The sequence below is a fragment of the Bacillus sp. NEAU-Y102 genome, from assembly GCF_054788175.1.
In genome coordinates this window covers 133,572-148,826 of record NZ_JBTWFK010000009.1, presented here as the reverse complement: position 1 = coordinate 148,826, position 15,255 = coordinate 133,572, and the positions used below count along the sequence as shown (strand labels likewise).

Below are 15,255 nucleotides of genomic sequence, written 5' to 3'. Positions count from 1 at the left end.
TTTTCGTTACACTTAGTCTATTATCCTTTTTCTAAAAAAAAGAAGAACAGCACTGTTCTTCCATTGTAATCGCTTTTCTGCTCTCTATGCCACTTGTTTTTCTTGCTCTATTTTTTGCTTAGCTGGCGTCCGATTTACCACAATAATTCCCGCGGCTACACATGCTAAACCAAGTAGCACAAATGAATGAATTGCTTCACCTAAAATCATGCTCGATAATAACACACCAAATACGGGTATAAAGAACATATACATAGATACTTTTCCAACCTTGTTGTATTTCATAATTGTATTCCAAATGCAAAAACCAGCTGCAGATAAGAAAGATAAATAAATCAGCATAAGTAGTGCGTGTAGACTAAATGTAAATGGCATTACTCCAACTTGTAAAGCCCCTATACATAATAATCCTATAGAACCAAAAATCATTTGGTATGCTGTCATATAGCCAACATCTAATGTTTTACTACCTTCTTTTGCTAATATGTTTCCATATGAATACAGCATTGCTGCACTAAGAAGTAATAAGCTTCCGATTCCAAAATGAAATGATAAGCTACCATCACTCGGCACATTTACTAAAATGACGCCACAAAAACCAATCGATACCCCAATTAATTTTCTCATATTGAGAGCATCATCTTTATATACAAAATGGGCGAGTAAAATTTGAAAGAATGATGATGTCCCTGAAATGATAGCTCCTTCAATCCCCGAACTATAACTCATTCCAATATAAAAACAGATATATTGAAGAAACGTTTGGAATAAACCAATTTGTATTAACTGTTTCCCCGTTCCTTTTTTGAAGCTCATATTTTTCCCTAACACTTTAAAAAAGAATAAAAGCATTACCCCAGATAACAAGAAACGATAACCAGCAAATAATATTTGCTCTCCAACTTCTTGTGGTTGAATTCCAAGTTCAACATAACTTAATTTAATAAAAGGAAATGCGCTTCCCCATAAAAAAGTTGCTACTATTGCAGCAATAAATACGCCAATCGGATGGGTAAAAAATTTCTCTGTCTTCACTTGTTGTCTTCCTTTCCGATCTTTTATGAACAATATTCATATATACCAGAGGAATTGCGAAAACACAAGTTTTCCGTTTATACTTGAAACAAAACCGTACCATCTCATAAAAACATATGATATACTATAGAATAATTACAACATAATAACGATTAAAAACAGATTCAACAGAAATGCTGCTATCCATTATGGATGGCAGCTTTCGTCGTTTTATAGGGGTTTCGATTTTGATTATTTTTCTCAATAAGAATTCGGAAGGAGCGAGTAGTAATGAACTCAGAAGTAAAAACGTTACAGGCAAAAGAAGCAATTTCCCATCCCTCTTTATGGGACACATTAAAAAAACATTATGAACTTGTATTTGCATTGGCATCTGGTATTTTTATTTTAGCTGGCTGGCTATTCACAAAGAACGATGCAATGAATGTAGGTATTACTTGCTATATCCTTGCTTATATAGTTGGTGGATATGCAAAAGCGAAAGAAGGAATTGAAGATACGATTGAAGAAAAAGAGCTAAATGTTGAAATGCTAATGCTCTTTGCAGCTATCGGTGCTGCAATTATTGGCTACTGGGCAGAAGGGGCTATTTTAATCTTCATCTTTGCACTCAGCGGTGCTATGGAATCTTATACGTTAAGTAAGAGCCAAAAAGAAATTTCCGCTCTTCTTGACTTACAACCTGAAGAAGCATTACGTATTTCCACAGGAACTGAGGAACGTGTTCCTGTTGGAGAGTTACAAATTAACGACATTATTTTAATTAAACCAGGTGAACGTGTTCCTGCTGACGGTACGATTCATAACGGTGAAACAAATATCGATGAGGCAGCAATCACAGGAGAACCTATTCCAAATGAGAAAAGACATGGCGATGAAGTATTTGCCGGTACTGTAAATTTACGTGGTGCTATCGAAGTTAAAATTACGAAGCCGAGCGATCAAACATTATTCCAAAAGATTATCCGTCTCGTCCAAAGTGCACAAAGTGAAAAATCACCATCACAACTATTCATCGAAAAGTTTGAAGGAACATACGTAAAAGGTGTACTACTCGTTGTTGCGCTTATGATGTTCGTTCCTCATTTCTTACTTGACTGGAGCTGGAATGAAACGTTTTATCGCGCTATGATCTTACTTGTAGTCGCATCTCCTTGTGCACTCGTAGCTGCCATTACACCAGCTACGTTATCAGCCATTTCTAACGGAGCGAGAAACGGTATTCTCTTTAAAGGCGGTATACATTTAGAACGCCTTGCTTCTGTGAAAGCAATCGCGTTTGATAAAACAGGAACATTAACAGAAGGTAAACCTACCGTAACAGATGTATATGTTCGAGAAAATATAACAGAAAAAGAAGTACTTTCTATTACAGCATCAATTGAAAGTCACTCTACACATCCTTTAGCTGAATCCATTGTTAAATATGCACAACATGCGTACGACATTATATTAAAAAAACCAGAAAAGGTTGAAGATGTAACTGGTTTTGGTCTAAAAGGAAGATTGGAAAACAGCGCTTATAAAATAGGTAAAGCTGATTTTATCGGTGAAGAAACAAAGACATTTCATAATGGTATTTCTGCCTCACTTGAAAAAGAAGGTAAAACTGTCGTTTATATTAGTGATGAGGGAGGCATTCTTGGACTTATCGCTTTAAAAGATACGCTTCGCCAAGAAACAATAGCTGCTATTCGTGATTTACAAAGCATTGGTGTCGAAGCAATTATGATTACTGGAGATAATGAAGAAACGGCAAAAGCAATTGCCTCTGAAAGTAATATAAAGGAATATTACGCATCATGCTTACCAGAAACAAAAGTTGAAACGATTAAAAAGTTAAAAGAAAAATACGGTACAGTAGCAATGGTCGGAGACGGTATAAATGATGCACCAGCACTAGCTACTGCTAGCATTGGTGTAGCAATGGGAGAAGGAACAGACGTAGCTTTAGAAACTGCGGATGTTGTACTGATGAAGAACGAATTATCTCGACTTTCTCAAGCGATCCGTCTATCAAAACGAATGAACCGTATTGTGAAGCAAAACGTAATCTTTTCGCTAGCTGTAATTGCACTACTAATTTGTTCGAATTTTTTACAATTTTTAGCTCTTCCATTCGGTGTTATTGGCCATGAAGGAAGTACGATTCTTGTCATTTTGAATGGCTTACGATTACTAAAAGGAAGCAAATAAAACGGGTCCCTCATAGAGGACCCGTTTTTTTTTAATGATAGCTATTATGACCGTTCGCACTGCTACTCGTTTTATGCTTTGGATGCGAACTGCTCTTTTGTTTATTATTACTTTTATTATTATGGTTCTTTTTATTATTACTCATGAAATATCCCCCCTGTTCCTTTTTATTATGGAACAAGAGCTCATTATTCATTACGGGAATTATTGTCACCGGTTCTATAATGGTGGAGTAAACCATTAATTTCACCGCCAAGTAAAATTACCCATCCAGTTAAATAAAACCATAACATTAAAATAATGATACCACCGAGACCACCATATGTATTGGCGTAATTCGCAAACTTATCTACATAATAAGCAAATGAGTAAGACACCACAATCCATCCTACAGTAGCAAATAACGCCCCTGAAATAACTTCTCTTCTTTTTAACTTTCGATCTGGTGCAAATGTATATAAGAAACTAAACAAAGCAAATAGTACGAAGAAACTCGCTACTAATCGTGTAATGCTCCATACGAAAGAAAAACTATCTGATAAACCGAGTGCTTTAAACACTGCTGCTCCAATAACTTGTCCGAATACCGGAACAATTAACGCAAAGACAATCATAAAAATAATAGCTAATGTAAACACAATTGATAACGCTCTTGTTGTAATAAAAGAACGTGTTTCCTTCACGTCATAAGCTCGGTTAAAAGCATTCATAACCGCATTAACACCATTTGAGGCAAACCATAACATGGATAATAAACCAAATGATAATAAACCACCATTTTGCTGGTTTACAACTTTATCTACATTTACCTCAATTAAGTTCATTGCATCATCTGGTACATAAACCTCTAATAAACTAAGCACATCCTCTGTTTGAATGGGAATAAATCCAAGAAGCGTAATTAAGAAAACGAGCCCAGGAAAAATTGCAAGCAAGAAGAAATAAGCGAGCTGTGCTGCCAAGCCCGCTACATCATCGCGCATCGTCCGGTCATATAAATCTTTACCAAACGAATAAGTACGATTTCTTCTCACCTTTTCTAAAATTTTTCTCATATATGTTTAAACGCTTTTCTTCTCTTCTTTATCTTGCTTTAACTCAATGTACGCTTCAGTTTTTTTTTCCACTGCATTTGAGTCTTTTATAAATAATTCACGCGCTTCTTTCATACCACCATCTTCAGCAACTACTGGCTCTTCTTCTGCTTTCAGCTCATCTACCTTTGGAGATACAGCTTGAATTTCAATCGTTTCTGGTTTTTCTTCTGGCTCAACTTTTTTCTTACTAAAAATTTCTTTCGTTTCTTTTAACGTCTCTACAACAGATGGCGTTAATTTTTTAATTTCTGCTACTTTCGCTTTTACCACATTGAAATCAGCAAGTTCGCGTCCTTTATCTGTAACAGTTTGCACTTTTTCTTTGATCTTTGCATTTTCACCAATTTCAATCATCTTTGTTTTTGCTTTTTCTGCTGTATTTTTTACTTTTTCACGGTTTTCTTTCTTTAACATGGATACAGCTACACCTGCCGCTACACCAATCGCAATGTTTCGAGCAATATTATTTTTCTTTGCCATATTCCTTCACCCTTTCATTTCTTATGTTAGAAAGTATTTCTTTCTAAGCTTCCTCATATTCCTTGTTCATTTCGAATGAAAGCTAATAGCTTTGCACACCCTTCTGTTACAAGGTCATATACTTCTTGGAAATTCCCTGTATAGTAAGGGTCAGGAACGTCTGTCCAGCCACCGTCTGGAACAAAGTCGGACAGTCTACCAATATAGCCTCCAGTTTTACCTAAACTTTTTAAATCTGCTATATTCTTGTTGTCCATGGCAATAATATAATCAAACTTTGTTAAGTCTTCTTTTTCTACTTGCCTTGCTTTAATTCCTTCAAAAGTGACTGCATTTTCTTTTAAAATTTTTTGTGTTCCTTTATGTGGCGGATGGCCAACATGCCAATCTCCAGTTCCTGCAGAATCAATGACAATTTTCTCTTCGAGTCCCTCTTTTACGACAAGATCTCGAAAAATCGCTTCTGCCATTGGAGAACGGCAAATGTTCCCAAGACAAACAAACAATACTTGAACCATGTTTTTGTTTCTTCCCTTCTTGGTGCATTTCTTCATATATACTTATAGTATAAACAACCAATTATTAAATATAAAGGAAATCCCTACTAATTTAATAGGATTGAAAAGATTCATTAACGAAAATGATAAAAAATGTTAAGATAGCCTTATGTTATTTTAAAGGGGGACACTTCGGTGGATTTATCCGTAAAGTCAGAAGAAAACGTTGAATATATGGTCGAAGCTATTAAAGAAAAATTACGTATGGTTAATGCTGGAGCGATGAGAGCTGCTAGTTTTAACGAAGAAATGTACGAAGATTTACGTGACATTTATGATCATGTTATGAAACGTGAAACTTTCAGCATTAGTGAAATGCAAGCTATTACAGAAGAATTAGGTACATTAATTAAAAAGTAAAAAAGCCTCTCTTATATGAGGCTCTTTTTTATTTCCAACAAATTCATGACAACTCTTCTCTTTCCCTCAACCAACTGTAAAATATTGTACAATAGAAGTAGAACCTCATCTTAGATTTTTTCTCCATACATACTACTCACAAATAATAGCAACACTACCATTGCTAACTGTTTTTACTGGAGGTGCTTACTTATGAGCAATTGGTACAGTAAGACGAAAGATCAAACATTAATTGACCTAGAAACAAACGAACAACACGGTTTAACAGATGAGATTGTAAGTGACCGTTTAAAGCAATACGGTTCTAATGAATTAGCTACAAAACAAAAACGCACTTTATGGCAGCGTATTTTCGCCCAAATTAATGACGTCCTCGTATATGTCCTTATTATTGCTGCCCTTATTTCTGCCTTTGTAGGTGAATGGGCGGATGCCAGTATTATCGCGCTCGTTGTAGTTTTAAATGCTGTTATCGGTGTTGTCCAAGAATCGAAAGCAGAACAAGCTTTAGAGGCATTGAAAAAGATGGCGACGCCTAAAGCTATCGTCAAGAGAAATGGTGAACTAAAAGAAATTCCATCTGAGCACGTCGTTCCAGGGGATATCGTTATGCTCGACGCCGGACGATATATCCCATGCGATTTACGCCTTATCGAAACCGCAAATTTAAAAGTTGAAGAATCTGCTCTAACTGGTGAATCTGTCCCTGTTGATAAAGATGCAATCTACCACCCTTCCATGCAAAGTGATGAGCAAGTACCACTCGGCGACCAAAAAAACATGGCCTTTATGTCTACTCTTGTAACATACGGAAGAGGCGTCGGTGTTGCTGTTGAAACTGGAATGAACTCACAAATTGGTAAGATTGCTACCCTGTTACATGAAGCAGACGATGATATGACACCACTTCAAAAAAGCTTAGCACAAGTCGGAAAGTATTTAGGCTTTGTTGCTGTAGCTATTTGTATCGTGATGTTTCTCATCGGCTTTTTACAAGGACGAGATACACTAGAAATGTTTATGACTGCTATTAGTTTAGCCGTTGCAGCTATTCCAGAAGGCTTGCCAGCTATCGTTTCCATCGTTCTTGCAATTGGTGTGCAGCGTATGATTAAACAAAACGTCATCATCCGTAAACTTCCTGCTGTTGAAGCTCTCGGGTCTGTCACAATTATTTGTTCAGATAAAACAGGCACATTAACGCAAAACAAAATGACTGTTACTCACTTTTATAGTGATAACACATACGATCACTTAGAACATTTGAATGTAAATAATGATACGCAACGTCTATTGTTAGAGAATATGGTGCTATGTAATGATGCGTCTTACAATAACGAATCACAAACCGGGGACCCGACTGAAATTGCTCTTCTGGTGGCCGGAAGCACTTTTAACATGCAAAAAGATCATTTAGAAAAAATACATGAACGTGTTAACGAGCTACCTTTCGACTCAGATCGTAAAATGATGTCAACCGTGCATACATACGATGAAAACTGCTATAGCATGACGAAAGGTGCTATCGATAAGCTCTTACCTCGATGTAACCATATTTTTAAAAACGGGAAAATCGAGATTTTAACTGATTCTGATAAAAATCAAATATTAGAATCTGCCGGAGCAATGTCTCAAGAAGCTTTAAGAGTACTTTCATTCGCATTTAAAAAATACAATTCAAACGATGTGGATATAAATCATCTTGAAGAAAATCTTATCTTTATCGGTCTTGTCGGTATGATTGATCCACCGCGAACTGAAGTGAAAGATTCAATTACAGAATGTAAAAAAGCCGGTATTCGCACAGTTATGATTACCGGTGACCATAAAGATACCGCCTTTGCAATTGCCAAAGAACTTGGCATTGCTGAAGAAATATCTGAAATTATGATTGGAACTGAATTAGATAACATTTCAGATACAGAACTAGCTAGCAAAATTAATCATTTAAATGTATTCGCTAGAGTCTCTCCAGAGCATAAAGTGAAAATTGTAAAGGCATTACGCGCAAAAGGAAATATCGTTTCTATGACTGGTGATGGTGTCAATGATGCACCATCTTTAAAGCAAGCTGATGTTGGCGTAGCGATGGGCATTACAGGAACAGATGTCGCAAAAGGAGCAGCTGATGTCGTGTTAACAGATGATAATTTCTCATCTATCGTGAAAGCTGTTGAGGAAGGTAGAAATATTTATCGTAACATAAAAAAATCAATTCTCTTCCTACTCTCTTGTAACTTTGGAGAAATTATCGCTTTATTTTTAGCGATTTTACTTGGCTGGGCAACACCCCTACGACCTATTCATATTTTGTGGGTAAATTTAATTACAGATACACTGCCTGCATTATCACTTGGGGTTGATCCTGAAGATCCAGATGTGATGAAGGAAAAACCACGACATGCGAAAGAAAGCCTATTTAGTGGTAGCGTTCCTTTTCTTATTTTCAATGGGGCTGTCATTGGGATTTTAACGTTAATAGCCTTTATCGCCGGAGCAAAATTCTATACTGGAGATACAAATTTATTCCCTCTTTTCCCAGAGCGAATTGATGAGGATGCTCTATTACATGCCCAAACGATGGCATTTGTCGTTCTTAGTTTTTCTCAGCTTGTTCATTCATTTAACTTGCGTTCAAGAACGAAATCGATTTTTTCAATTGGGATCTTTACAAATAAATATTTAGTCTTCTCCCTTCTTATCGGTGTTCTTATGCAAGTTTGTATCATCTCCATCCCGCCCCTTGCAAATATATTCGGTGTACATGCATTAACGATGCGAGATTGGGGATTTGTTCTCTTATTAAGTATCATTCCACTTGTTGTGAATGAAATTATTAAATTAGTGAAGAGAAACTAAAAGGCAATGAGGACTATTCCTCATTGCCTTTTCATTTATCCTTGTAATTCTTTTTTGATATTCTCTGTTAATGTAGCCATACGCTTGCGACTTTCTTCACGCTCACGTTTATTTTGTTCTTCAATTTGTTGTGTTTCTTGCATACCTCTTGAAATAATGTTCCAAGTTTCCTCAAGTGTTTCCATTTTAATACTAGAAGAACCTGATAATCTCGCTACTTCTACACTTTGCGTTGCGATATTTTGTGCATTTTTCTTAAGTAATTCATTTGTACGGCGATCAAGTTCAGCCATAGAATCTGCAACAAGCTTTTGACGTTTCGCATTTACTGCTTGAATGATACCATTTTTAAAGATAGGAATCGTCGTAATAAATGCTGTATTGATTTTACCAATTAATTTATTATTACCACGTTGAATCATGCGAATTTGTGGTGCTGTAAGTAGCGCAACCATACGAGCTTTTTCTAAATCATCAATACGTTGCTCTAAAATTTCAACCGAGTTTTTAAGCGACTCTAATTCAATACCTGCTAATTGATCATTATTACGCACGCGCTCTTCATACATCGGAACTAATTCTGTATTTAAACGCTCTAATAACATTTCTCCTGCTACTACATACTTCTCTAAGTCTAAATAATATTTTAAGTTTTGCTCATACAAGCCATCTAACGTACCAATTGATTTTTTCATCTCATCTTGGTACTTCGTAATTTCCACATAAACTTTATCAATTTCGCGGCCCATCGTTTGATATTTACTAAAGATTTGTTCTATCATTTTATCTGCTTTTTTGAACATGCGCGAGAAGAAACCACTTTTTTCTTCCGCAAAGTCTTTACTATCAAATCTGTCCATAATTTTACCAAGTTGCTTTAACAATTCACCAGAATCTTCTATCTTTGATAGAGACATTGTATGTAAAATTTGATCAGCGAAACGTGAAATTTCCATAGAAGGTTCTTTTCCAAGTTCAATTAATTCCAGTTGATCTTTAATATCTACTGCGTTATAAATACGTTGCACATCTGCATCTTGTCTAAGTTGCAAGCGAACATCTTGTGCGGTTTGCTCATTCAATTCAGTTTTCGAATCTAGTACGACTGGGTTATTCATATGGTATTCTCCCTTTCCTTATAAAAATGGACGAAATAGTCCTTTTATTGTTTGTGATAAATTTTTATAGGCTGATGAACCATGAAACTCAAGATCGAAATTAACTTCTTCAAGCCAATGGGAATCGAATGCTCCTGCTTCAACATACGGTTCAATATCGTTTCTGCCCGTGGGATTGAAATGGAATACATCTACTCCAATTTGATTCAAAAATAGTAATAAAACAGCGTCAGAACGAGTTAATTCTCCACTCTTCTCATTATTAAATATAACAATTTTCGGTACATCTTGTGAATAATCAAATTTCTCAAGCTGTTCTAAAATATTAGGTGGTATTTGAGAAAGTTGTGCGAAAACATACAGTGCTACATCTTGTTTCGTTTCTTTCGCAATTGGTTTGCACATTTCACTTTCGCACGTATGGATAATCGCCTCTGCAATCCCATGTTGTAAACCTTCCGGTAAACGCTTATGCGGCCACCAATGGCTATTCATAATTAGATCAGGATGTAATTTCCCAGCTCGGTCCAATGCATCTCGATAATGATATTGGAAATTTGCTTTTTGCTCTTTCGTAAATGGGAATGTATTAATTAATAAACTGTTATCAAATGATGTAACAACCTTTAATCGTTGAAAATATTCTTTATCATTCTTTGAAACGCCTGATATTTTCGCAAATAAAGAAGGAATATAAATATGTTTATTTTCAACAAAGAATGTTGGACGTACAAATGCCTTTTCTTTCGTAATTAAAAAGAGTTCATCATATGTCGTTTTTAACGTACGTGCTACAGGTGTATACGAACGAAATTGCCACGGTTTATATAATAGTGAATTATCGTGGTGAAGTACTTGTTCAATTTCTTTCGAAGCTTGATACGCTACTGTTGCAACACGCTCACGTCGACGATCAGGGAATGGTTCAAGCGAAATGCGACCCGGATGAGATACAACAAAAGTTCTTCCCTCTTCATCAATATTTTCAAATCCATCTTTTCCTTCGGGGTGATAATAAAGCACATCACAACCGAGCATAATAAGAAAATATAAGAAATATATACGGCTTTCCTGTGCATCACCATACCAAACGATACGCGGCATTTGTTTCTTATAATTAATCGTAGAGAACCACTTCGCTACGTAATTTTCGCTTAGTTTAATTATGTCGATTAAGAAACGACGGAAACCTTCTGTCTTTAACGACTGATTATGTTGTTTCTCATATAATTTCAATACTGAAATGAACGTCGCATGTATGTAATGCTGTAAATCAGGATTGTCTACTTTCGGTAAAAGTTGTTTCCCAGATAAGTGTGCAACTAGCCTATTTACTGTCAGACCATTTGGTGCTTCTTGATGTAATCCGAACACTTCTTGAATATGACGAAGCTTTTCCGAATCAATCACTTTGTTTAAATTTTGTTCGTGTAAAACTTCGATTCCTTTCGCTTCACTATAATCAAACAGTTCATTAAAATATTCATCTACATCATTAGGAACGCCAAGGATTCGACATGCTATATAACTAAATTTCATTTCATTCTCTGTCAGCTCATATTGTGGGCGTTTTTCTAAAAGTGTTTCAAATTGCTTTAAATCTGATTCATCTTTTAATGCATATGGTTGAAGTGTAAAACGTGAAAACACAACAGTTCACCTCCAAAAACATTTACGTTTTTTCTAAATCTTTCTTCTATTATAAACTATTTTTGGTTATAAAAAATGGGCGCTCGTAAAACGAGCAAACCCATTTCAATTATTTATTGTCTTCTTTAGTAGCTGCAACTTCTTCTTTAGCTTGTCCAGAATTCTTCATGTAGTGAATTATAAATGTTGCTCCAAATGCTACAACTAAAATAATGAAGAACAGTGTATGACTAATATGAATATCAATTAGAGACAATAGCATTTTCGATGCGATAATTAAGATTAAAATATATGCTGTCGTTTCAAGCTCTGGAATACGCTCTAACAATTTTAAGAATACACCAGCGATACCACGCATCATTAAAATACCTAGCATTCCGCCTAATAATAAAATCCAAACTTCATTAGATACACCAAATGCAGCAAGTACGCTATCTACAGAGAACGCGATATCCATTAATTCAACCATCGCAACTGTTCCCCAGAAGACACCGAACATTCTAAAGAAAATACTGTTTTGATTCATACCGTGAGCTTCGTCTTCTTCACTTGCACCTTTACGCTTATCAATAAAGTATTTTACTGATAACCAAGCAAGGTAAAGTGCACCAAGAAGTTTTACCCACCATAATTTAATTAAGAACATTCCAATTCCAATCGCAATAAAGCGGAACACATAAGCTCCAATAAGTCCATAGAATAATGCTTTTTTACGTTTTTCTTCCGGAAGGTGTTTTACCATTACTGCTAACACAAGTGCGTTATCGGCAGATAACAAACCTTCAAGTACAACAAGTGTACCTATTAATCCCCAAGATACTGGATCTTGCAACACTTTAATCCACATGTCCAAGTCGAAAAACTGAGCATACGTATCAAGGATTCCTTGCAAAATACTCATCTTACCTTTATCCCCTATTCTTTGCTAGATTTATAGAAAGGTCAAAAAAAGGAAACGAATATCGTTTCCTTTCTATGCATCCAAGCCATACGCTCTTACAAGCGCACCTAAACCACCTTGGAATCCACTTCCTACTGCATTAAACTTCCACTGTCCATTATGACGGTATAATTCACAAAAGACAACTGCTGTTTCGATGGAGAAATCTTCCCCTAAATCAAAACGAAGAACTTCTTCATTCGTCTCTTCATTTGCTAAACGAACAAACGCATTTCCTACTTGTCCAAAGTTTTGACTACGGCCTTCTGCATCATAAATCGTAACTGTAATAGCAATTCTGTGCACATCTGCTGGAACTTTCTTTAAGTCCACAACAAGTTGCTCATCGTCACCTTCACCTTCACCTGTACGGTTATCTCCTGTATGTAAAACAGATCCACAAGGAGACTGTAAATTATTATAGAAGATAAAATCAGTTTCCTTCGTACATTTTCCGTTTGCATCTAATAAAAAGGCAGATGCATCTAAATCGAAATCTGATCCACCGTCATAAGATTTAATATCCCATCCAAGACCAATTACTGCTTTTGTTAAACCAGGGCTTGTCTTACCCAAATCAATTTTCTGTCCTTTTTGTAATTGAATAACCATCTATATTCACCTCTATATTTTTATCTTTAAAAATATATCCATCGGTAAACATACATTTCACCGATGGATATATAAATTAAATCTATTACTCTACGTCTAAACCAAAGTTATTACATAGAGACGCTAATCCACCTTGGAATCCACTTCCGATTGCATTGAATTTCCAGTCACCTGCATGACGGTATAATTCACCTACTACTACGGCTGTTTCAATAGAGAAATCTTCTCCTAAATCGTAACGAATTAATTCTGCATTCTTTTCTTCATCTAAAATACGTACGAAAGAGTTAGAAACTTGTCCGAAGTTTTGGCTACGACCTTCTCCATCATAGATTGTAATTGTGAAACAAATACGTTCGATATGTGCAGGTACATTTTTCAAATCTACTTTGATCGATTCGTCATCGCCTTCACCTTCGCCAGTTCGGTTATCTCCTAAATGCTCGACAGCACCATTCACACCTTTTGGGTTATTATAGAAGACGAAATCCTCTGCACCTGAAACTTTACCGTTAGCGCCTACTAAGAAAATACTAACATCTAAATCGAAATCGTTTTGTCCGTCATAACGATTCGTATCCCAACCTAGTCCTACAAGAACTTTTGAAAGACCCGGATTCGTTTTTGTTAAGTCTACCTTTTGTCCTTTTTTCAATGAAATTGATGCCATATTCAATTCCTCCTCGGTTTATTTTATTGATAACGTGATACAATCTCACTTAAGTTTTTATCTTGTGTGCCTTCTCCAACAGCTGAAAACTTCCATTCACTTCCGTGACGATACATTTCACCTGCAATTAGAGTCGTTTTGCCAGCATAATTATCCGATAAATTATAGCGTGCTAATTCTTCACCAGTTTGCGGGTTTTGAATACGAATATATGCATTACGAATCATCCCGAAATCTTGACGACGATTTACACAGTCATAAATATTTACAACGAATACTAAACGATTAATACGGCTCGGAACTTTATGTAATTCTACGAAAATTGTTTCGTCATCACCAGCGCCTTCACCTGTTAAATTATCTCCTGAATGAATAATACTACCACAAGTAGAAAGTTTATTTCCGAAGTAAACTAAATCATTTTTGTTTAAAAAACGATCTCCTTCTAACATAACAACAGATGCATCACAATCTACATTTGGTTTACTTCCAAATAATGAAGACAGAAATCCACCTGATTGCCCAATTGGATCCCAGCCTAAGCCAACCTGTAGTTTTGCTACTTTTGGTTGTCCTTTCGTTAAATCGATCTTTTGACCTTTTTCTAAAATAATAGGCATGAAGTTTCTCCCTTTCTACAAAGCATTTTCCAAATCGGAAAATATTGTATTCTTCTCTTATATTGTAGCATTATTTACCTAGCGATAAAAAGGATAAATTCTCAGTTATATGAAAACATTCATATAATTTACTTATGATGATGTAAGAAGTGGTAAATAGCACCAATCATTCCTGCACAATTACCGTTTTGTGCAAGTTCAATCTCACAATTATTATAAATCTCTTGATTTAAGTATTTACTGACCTCTTCTTTTACTTCTTTTAAAAACTCATTTCCTCTATCGGTAATTCCTCCACCAATAATAATCTTTTCTGGATTGAAAATATAAGCAAGATTACTAATTCCGATTGCCAAATGTTTAAAGAAGATCCTAACTGCTTGAGCAACTTCCCGATCTCCTTTATCATACAACTCGAAAATTAATCTCCCATTCCACTCACCTTTTCCTTTATATTTTCTGACAAGACGAATTAATCCTGAAATCGAGGCAACCTCTTCAAACGGTTTTCCTTCTATTAACATATTCCCCCATTCACCAGCACTAAATGAATGCCCTCGGTACAATTCTCCGTCTATAAAAATCGCTCCCCCAATCCCTGTTCCAAGGGTGAGCATAATAAAGTTCTCTTTCTCTCTTCCACTACCATTCCATTTTTCTCCAAACGCTGCACAATTCACATCATTGTCAATCGATACTGGAACTTTTAATATCTCTTGCAATCTATCAATAATAGGAATAGTACGATATCCCGGAATATGATCCGCACCTCCCGTCACAATTCCTTTACTAATATCAACAATCCCCGTGGTGCTAATACCAATTCCTGCAATAGTATGTTCATTCATTATTTTTTTTGATACATATATAAGTTTTTGAATAGTTTGTTCTCCGCCTAAATGAATTTCTGTTACAACTGTTTTACGCTTTAATACTCTCCCTATTTCTGAAACAATGCCATACTTAATTTGCGTACCGCCAATATCAAACGCTATATACTCTTTCATCTACTGCCACTTCCTCTACCGTTCTGAATGTAAATTCTCCGCCTCTACTATTTG

The 15,255-nt window shown here is 35.8% G+C and carries 14 protein-coding genes; 3 read left to right on the top strand and 11 right to left on the bottom strand.

The features are described from left to right. Nucleotides 1-84 precede the first annotated feature (84 nt). On the bottom strand, nucleotides 85-1,035 hold the full coding sequence (locus tag ACYFX0_RS22395) for a DMT family transporter (RefSeq protein ID WP_000845710.1): 951 nt from the start codon (nucleotides 1,033-1,035) through the stop codon (nucleotides 85-87). Between the two features lie 270 nt (nucleotides 1,036-1,305). On the opposite strand from ACYFX0_RS22395, the gene ACYFX0_RS22390 reads away from it, so the two are divergent. Further along, nucleotides 1,306-3,231 carry a heavy metal translocating P-type ATPase gene (locus ACYFX0_RS22390; RefSeq protein WP_106082499.1) on the top strand — a complete coding sequence of 642 codons (1,926 nt, stop codon included), beginning with the start codon at nucleotides 1,306-1,308 and terminating at the stop codon, nucleotides 3,229-3,231. A 188-nt stretch (nucleotides 3,232-3,419) separates the two neighbouring features. Here the strand turns inward: ACYFX0_RS22390 and ACYFX0_RS22385 are convergent, their stop codons facing one another. From ACYFX0_RS22385 to ACYFX0_RS22375, 3 genes are read right to left on the bottom strand one after another with little or no spacing between them, the layout of a single operon-like run. After that, nucleotides 3,420-4,286 (bottom strand): YihY/virulence factor BrkB family protein, encoded by an 867-nt coding sequence (locus ACYFX0_RS22385; RefSeq protein WP_001226536.1) that lies wholly within the window; start codon nucleotides 4,284-4,286, stop codon nucleotides 3,420-3,422. Nucleotides 4,287-4,292: 6 nt separating this feature from the next. Next, nucleotides 4,293-4,808, bottom strand: coding sequence for a DUF4075 domain-containing protein (locus ACYFX0_RS22380; RefSeq protein WP_001085387.1), 516 nt, complete (start codon nucleotides 4,806-4,808; stop codon nucleotides 4,293-4,295). Between the two features lie 53 nt (nucleotides 4,809-4,861). Further along, entirely contained in the window at nucleotides 4,862-5,326 is a 465-nt protein-coding gene (locus ACYFX0_RS22375) for a low molecular weight protein-tyrosine-phosphatase (RefSeq protein WP_000250910.1), read from the bottom strand. 174 nt (nucleotides 5,327-5,500) lie between these two features. On the opposite strand from ACYFX0_RS22375, the gene ACYFX0_RS22370 reads away from it, so the two are divergent. Together ACYFX0_RS22370 and ACYFX0_RS22365 are read left to right on the top strand one after the other, a co-directional pair. Then, nucleotides 5,501-5,725 carry a DUF1128 domain-containing protein gene (locus ACYFX0_RS22370; protein WP_000366196.1) on the top strand — a complete coding sequence of 75 codons (225 nt, stop codon included), beginning with the start codon at nucleotides 5,501-5,503 and terminating at the stop codon, nucleotides 5,723-5,725. Between the two features lie 192 nt (nucleotides 5,726-5,917). Continuing rightward, nucleotides 5,918-8,584, top strand: coding sequence for a cation-translocating P-type ATPase (locus ACYFX0_RS22365; protein WP_000073682.1), 2,667 nt, complete (start codon nucleotides 5,918-5,920; stop codon nucleotides 8,582-8,584). A gap of 35 nt (nucleotides 8,585-8,619) precedes the next feature. Here ACYFX0_RS22365 and ACYFX0_RS22360 read toward each other — a convergent pair whose 3' ends face one another. From ACYFX0_RS22360 to ACYFX0_RS22330, 7 genes are all read right to left on the bottom strand, one after another. After that, nucleotides 8,620-9,702 (bottom strand): toxic anion resistance protein, encoded by a 1,083-nt coding sequence (locus ACYFX0_RS22360; protein WP_001064413.1) that lies wholly within the window; start codon nucleotides 9,700-9,702, stop codon nucleotides 8,620-8,622. Nucleotides 9,703-9,720: 18 nt separating this feature from the next. Continuing rightward, nucleotides 9,721-11,352, bottom strand: a complete 1,632-nt coding sequence (locus ACYFX0_RS22355) for a YceG family protein (RefSeq protein ID WP_000492854.1) — start codon at nucleotides 11,350-11,352, stop codon at nucleotides 9,721-9,723. Nucleotides 11,353-11,461: 109 nt separating this feature from the next. Next, entirely contained in the window at nucleotides 11,462-12,253 is a 792-nt protein-coding gene (locus tag ACYFX0_RS22350; RefSeq protein ID WP_000025702.1) for a TerC family protein, read from the bottom strand. Nucleotides 12,254-12,325: 72 nt separating this feature from the next. After that, on the bottom strand, nucleotides 12,326-12,904 hold the full coding sequence (locus ACYFX0_RS22345) for a TerD family protein (RefSeq protein WP_000236653.1): 579 nt from the start codon (nucleotides 12,902-12,904) through the stop codon (nucleotides 12,326-12,328). Between the two features lie 85 nt (nucleotides 12,905-12,989). Then, nucleotides 12,990-13,574 carry a TerD family protein gene (locus ACYFX0_RS22340; RefSeq protein ID WP_460271959.1) on the bottom strand — a complete coding sequence of 195 codons (585 nt, stop codon included), beginning with the start codon at nucleotides 13,572-13,574 and terminating at the stop codon, nucleotides 12,990-12,992. A 23-nt stretch (nucleotides 13,575-13,597) separates the two neighbouring features. Beyond that, nucleotides 13,598-14,194 (bottom strand): TerD family protein, encoded by a 597-nt coding sequence (locus ACYFX0_RS22335; protein WP_001121586.1) that lies wholly within the window; start codon nucleotides 14,192-14,194, stop codon nucleotides 13,598-13,600. Between the two features lie 128 nt (nucleotides 14,195-14,322). Next, nucleotides 14,323-15,201 carry an ROK family protein gene (locus ACYFX0_RS22330; protein WP_106082500.1) on the bottom strand — a complete coding sequence of 293 codons (879 nt, stop codon included), beginning with the start codon at nucleotides 15,199-15,201 and terminating at the stop codon, nucleotides 14,323-14,325. Nucleotides 15,202-15,255: the final 54 nt, after the last annotated feature.

Bases quoted from the DNA above. Each gene is read 5' to 3' on its own strand.
- ACYFX0_RS22375 (WP_000250910.1), bottom strand. From the start codon at position 5,326: ATGGTTCAAGTATTGTTTGTTTGTCTTGGGAACATTTGCCGTTCTCCA.
- ACYFX0_RS22385 (WP_001226536.1), bottom strand. From the start codon at position 4,286: ATGAGAAAAATTTTAGAAAAGGTGAGAAGAAATCGTACTTATTCGTTT.
- ACYFX0_RS22330 (WP_106082500.1), bottom strand. From the start codon at position 15,201: ATGAAAGAGTATATAGCGTTTGATATTGGCGGTACGCAAATTAAGTAT.
- ACYFX0_RS22345 (WP_000236653.1), bottom strand. From the start codon at position 12,904: ATGGTTATTCAATTACAAAAAGGACAGAAAATTGATTTGGGTAAGACA.
- ACYFX0_RS22390 (WP_106082499.1), top strand. From the start codon at position 1,306: ATGAACTCAGAAGTAAAAACGTTACAGGCAAAAGAAGCAATTTCCCAT.
- ACYFX0_RS22350 (WP_000025702.1), bottom strand. From the start codon at position 12,253: ATGAGTATTTTGCAAGGAATCCTTGATACGTATGCTCAGTTTTTCGAC.
- ACYFX0_RS22360 (WP_001064413.1), bottom strand. From the start codon at position 9,702: ATGAATAACCCAGTCGTACTAGATTCGAAAACTGAATTGAATGAGCAA.
- ACYFX0_RS22380 (WP_001085387.1), bottom strand. From the start codon at position 4,808: ATGGCAAAGAAAAATAATATTGCTCGAAACATTGCGATTGGTGTAGCG.
- ACYFX0_RS22340 (WP_460271959.1), bottom strand. From the start codon at position 13,574: ATGGCATCAATTTCATTGAAAAAAGGACAAAAGGTAGACTTAACAAAA.
- ACYFX0_RS22335 (WP_001121586.1), bottom strand. From the start codon at position 14,194: ATGCCTATTATTTTAGAAAAAGGTCAAAAGATCGATTTAACGAAAGGA.
- ACYFX0_RS22365 (WP_000073682.1), top strand. From the start codon at position 5,918: ATGAGCAATTGGTACAGTAAGACGAAAGATCAAACATTAATTGACCTA.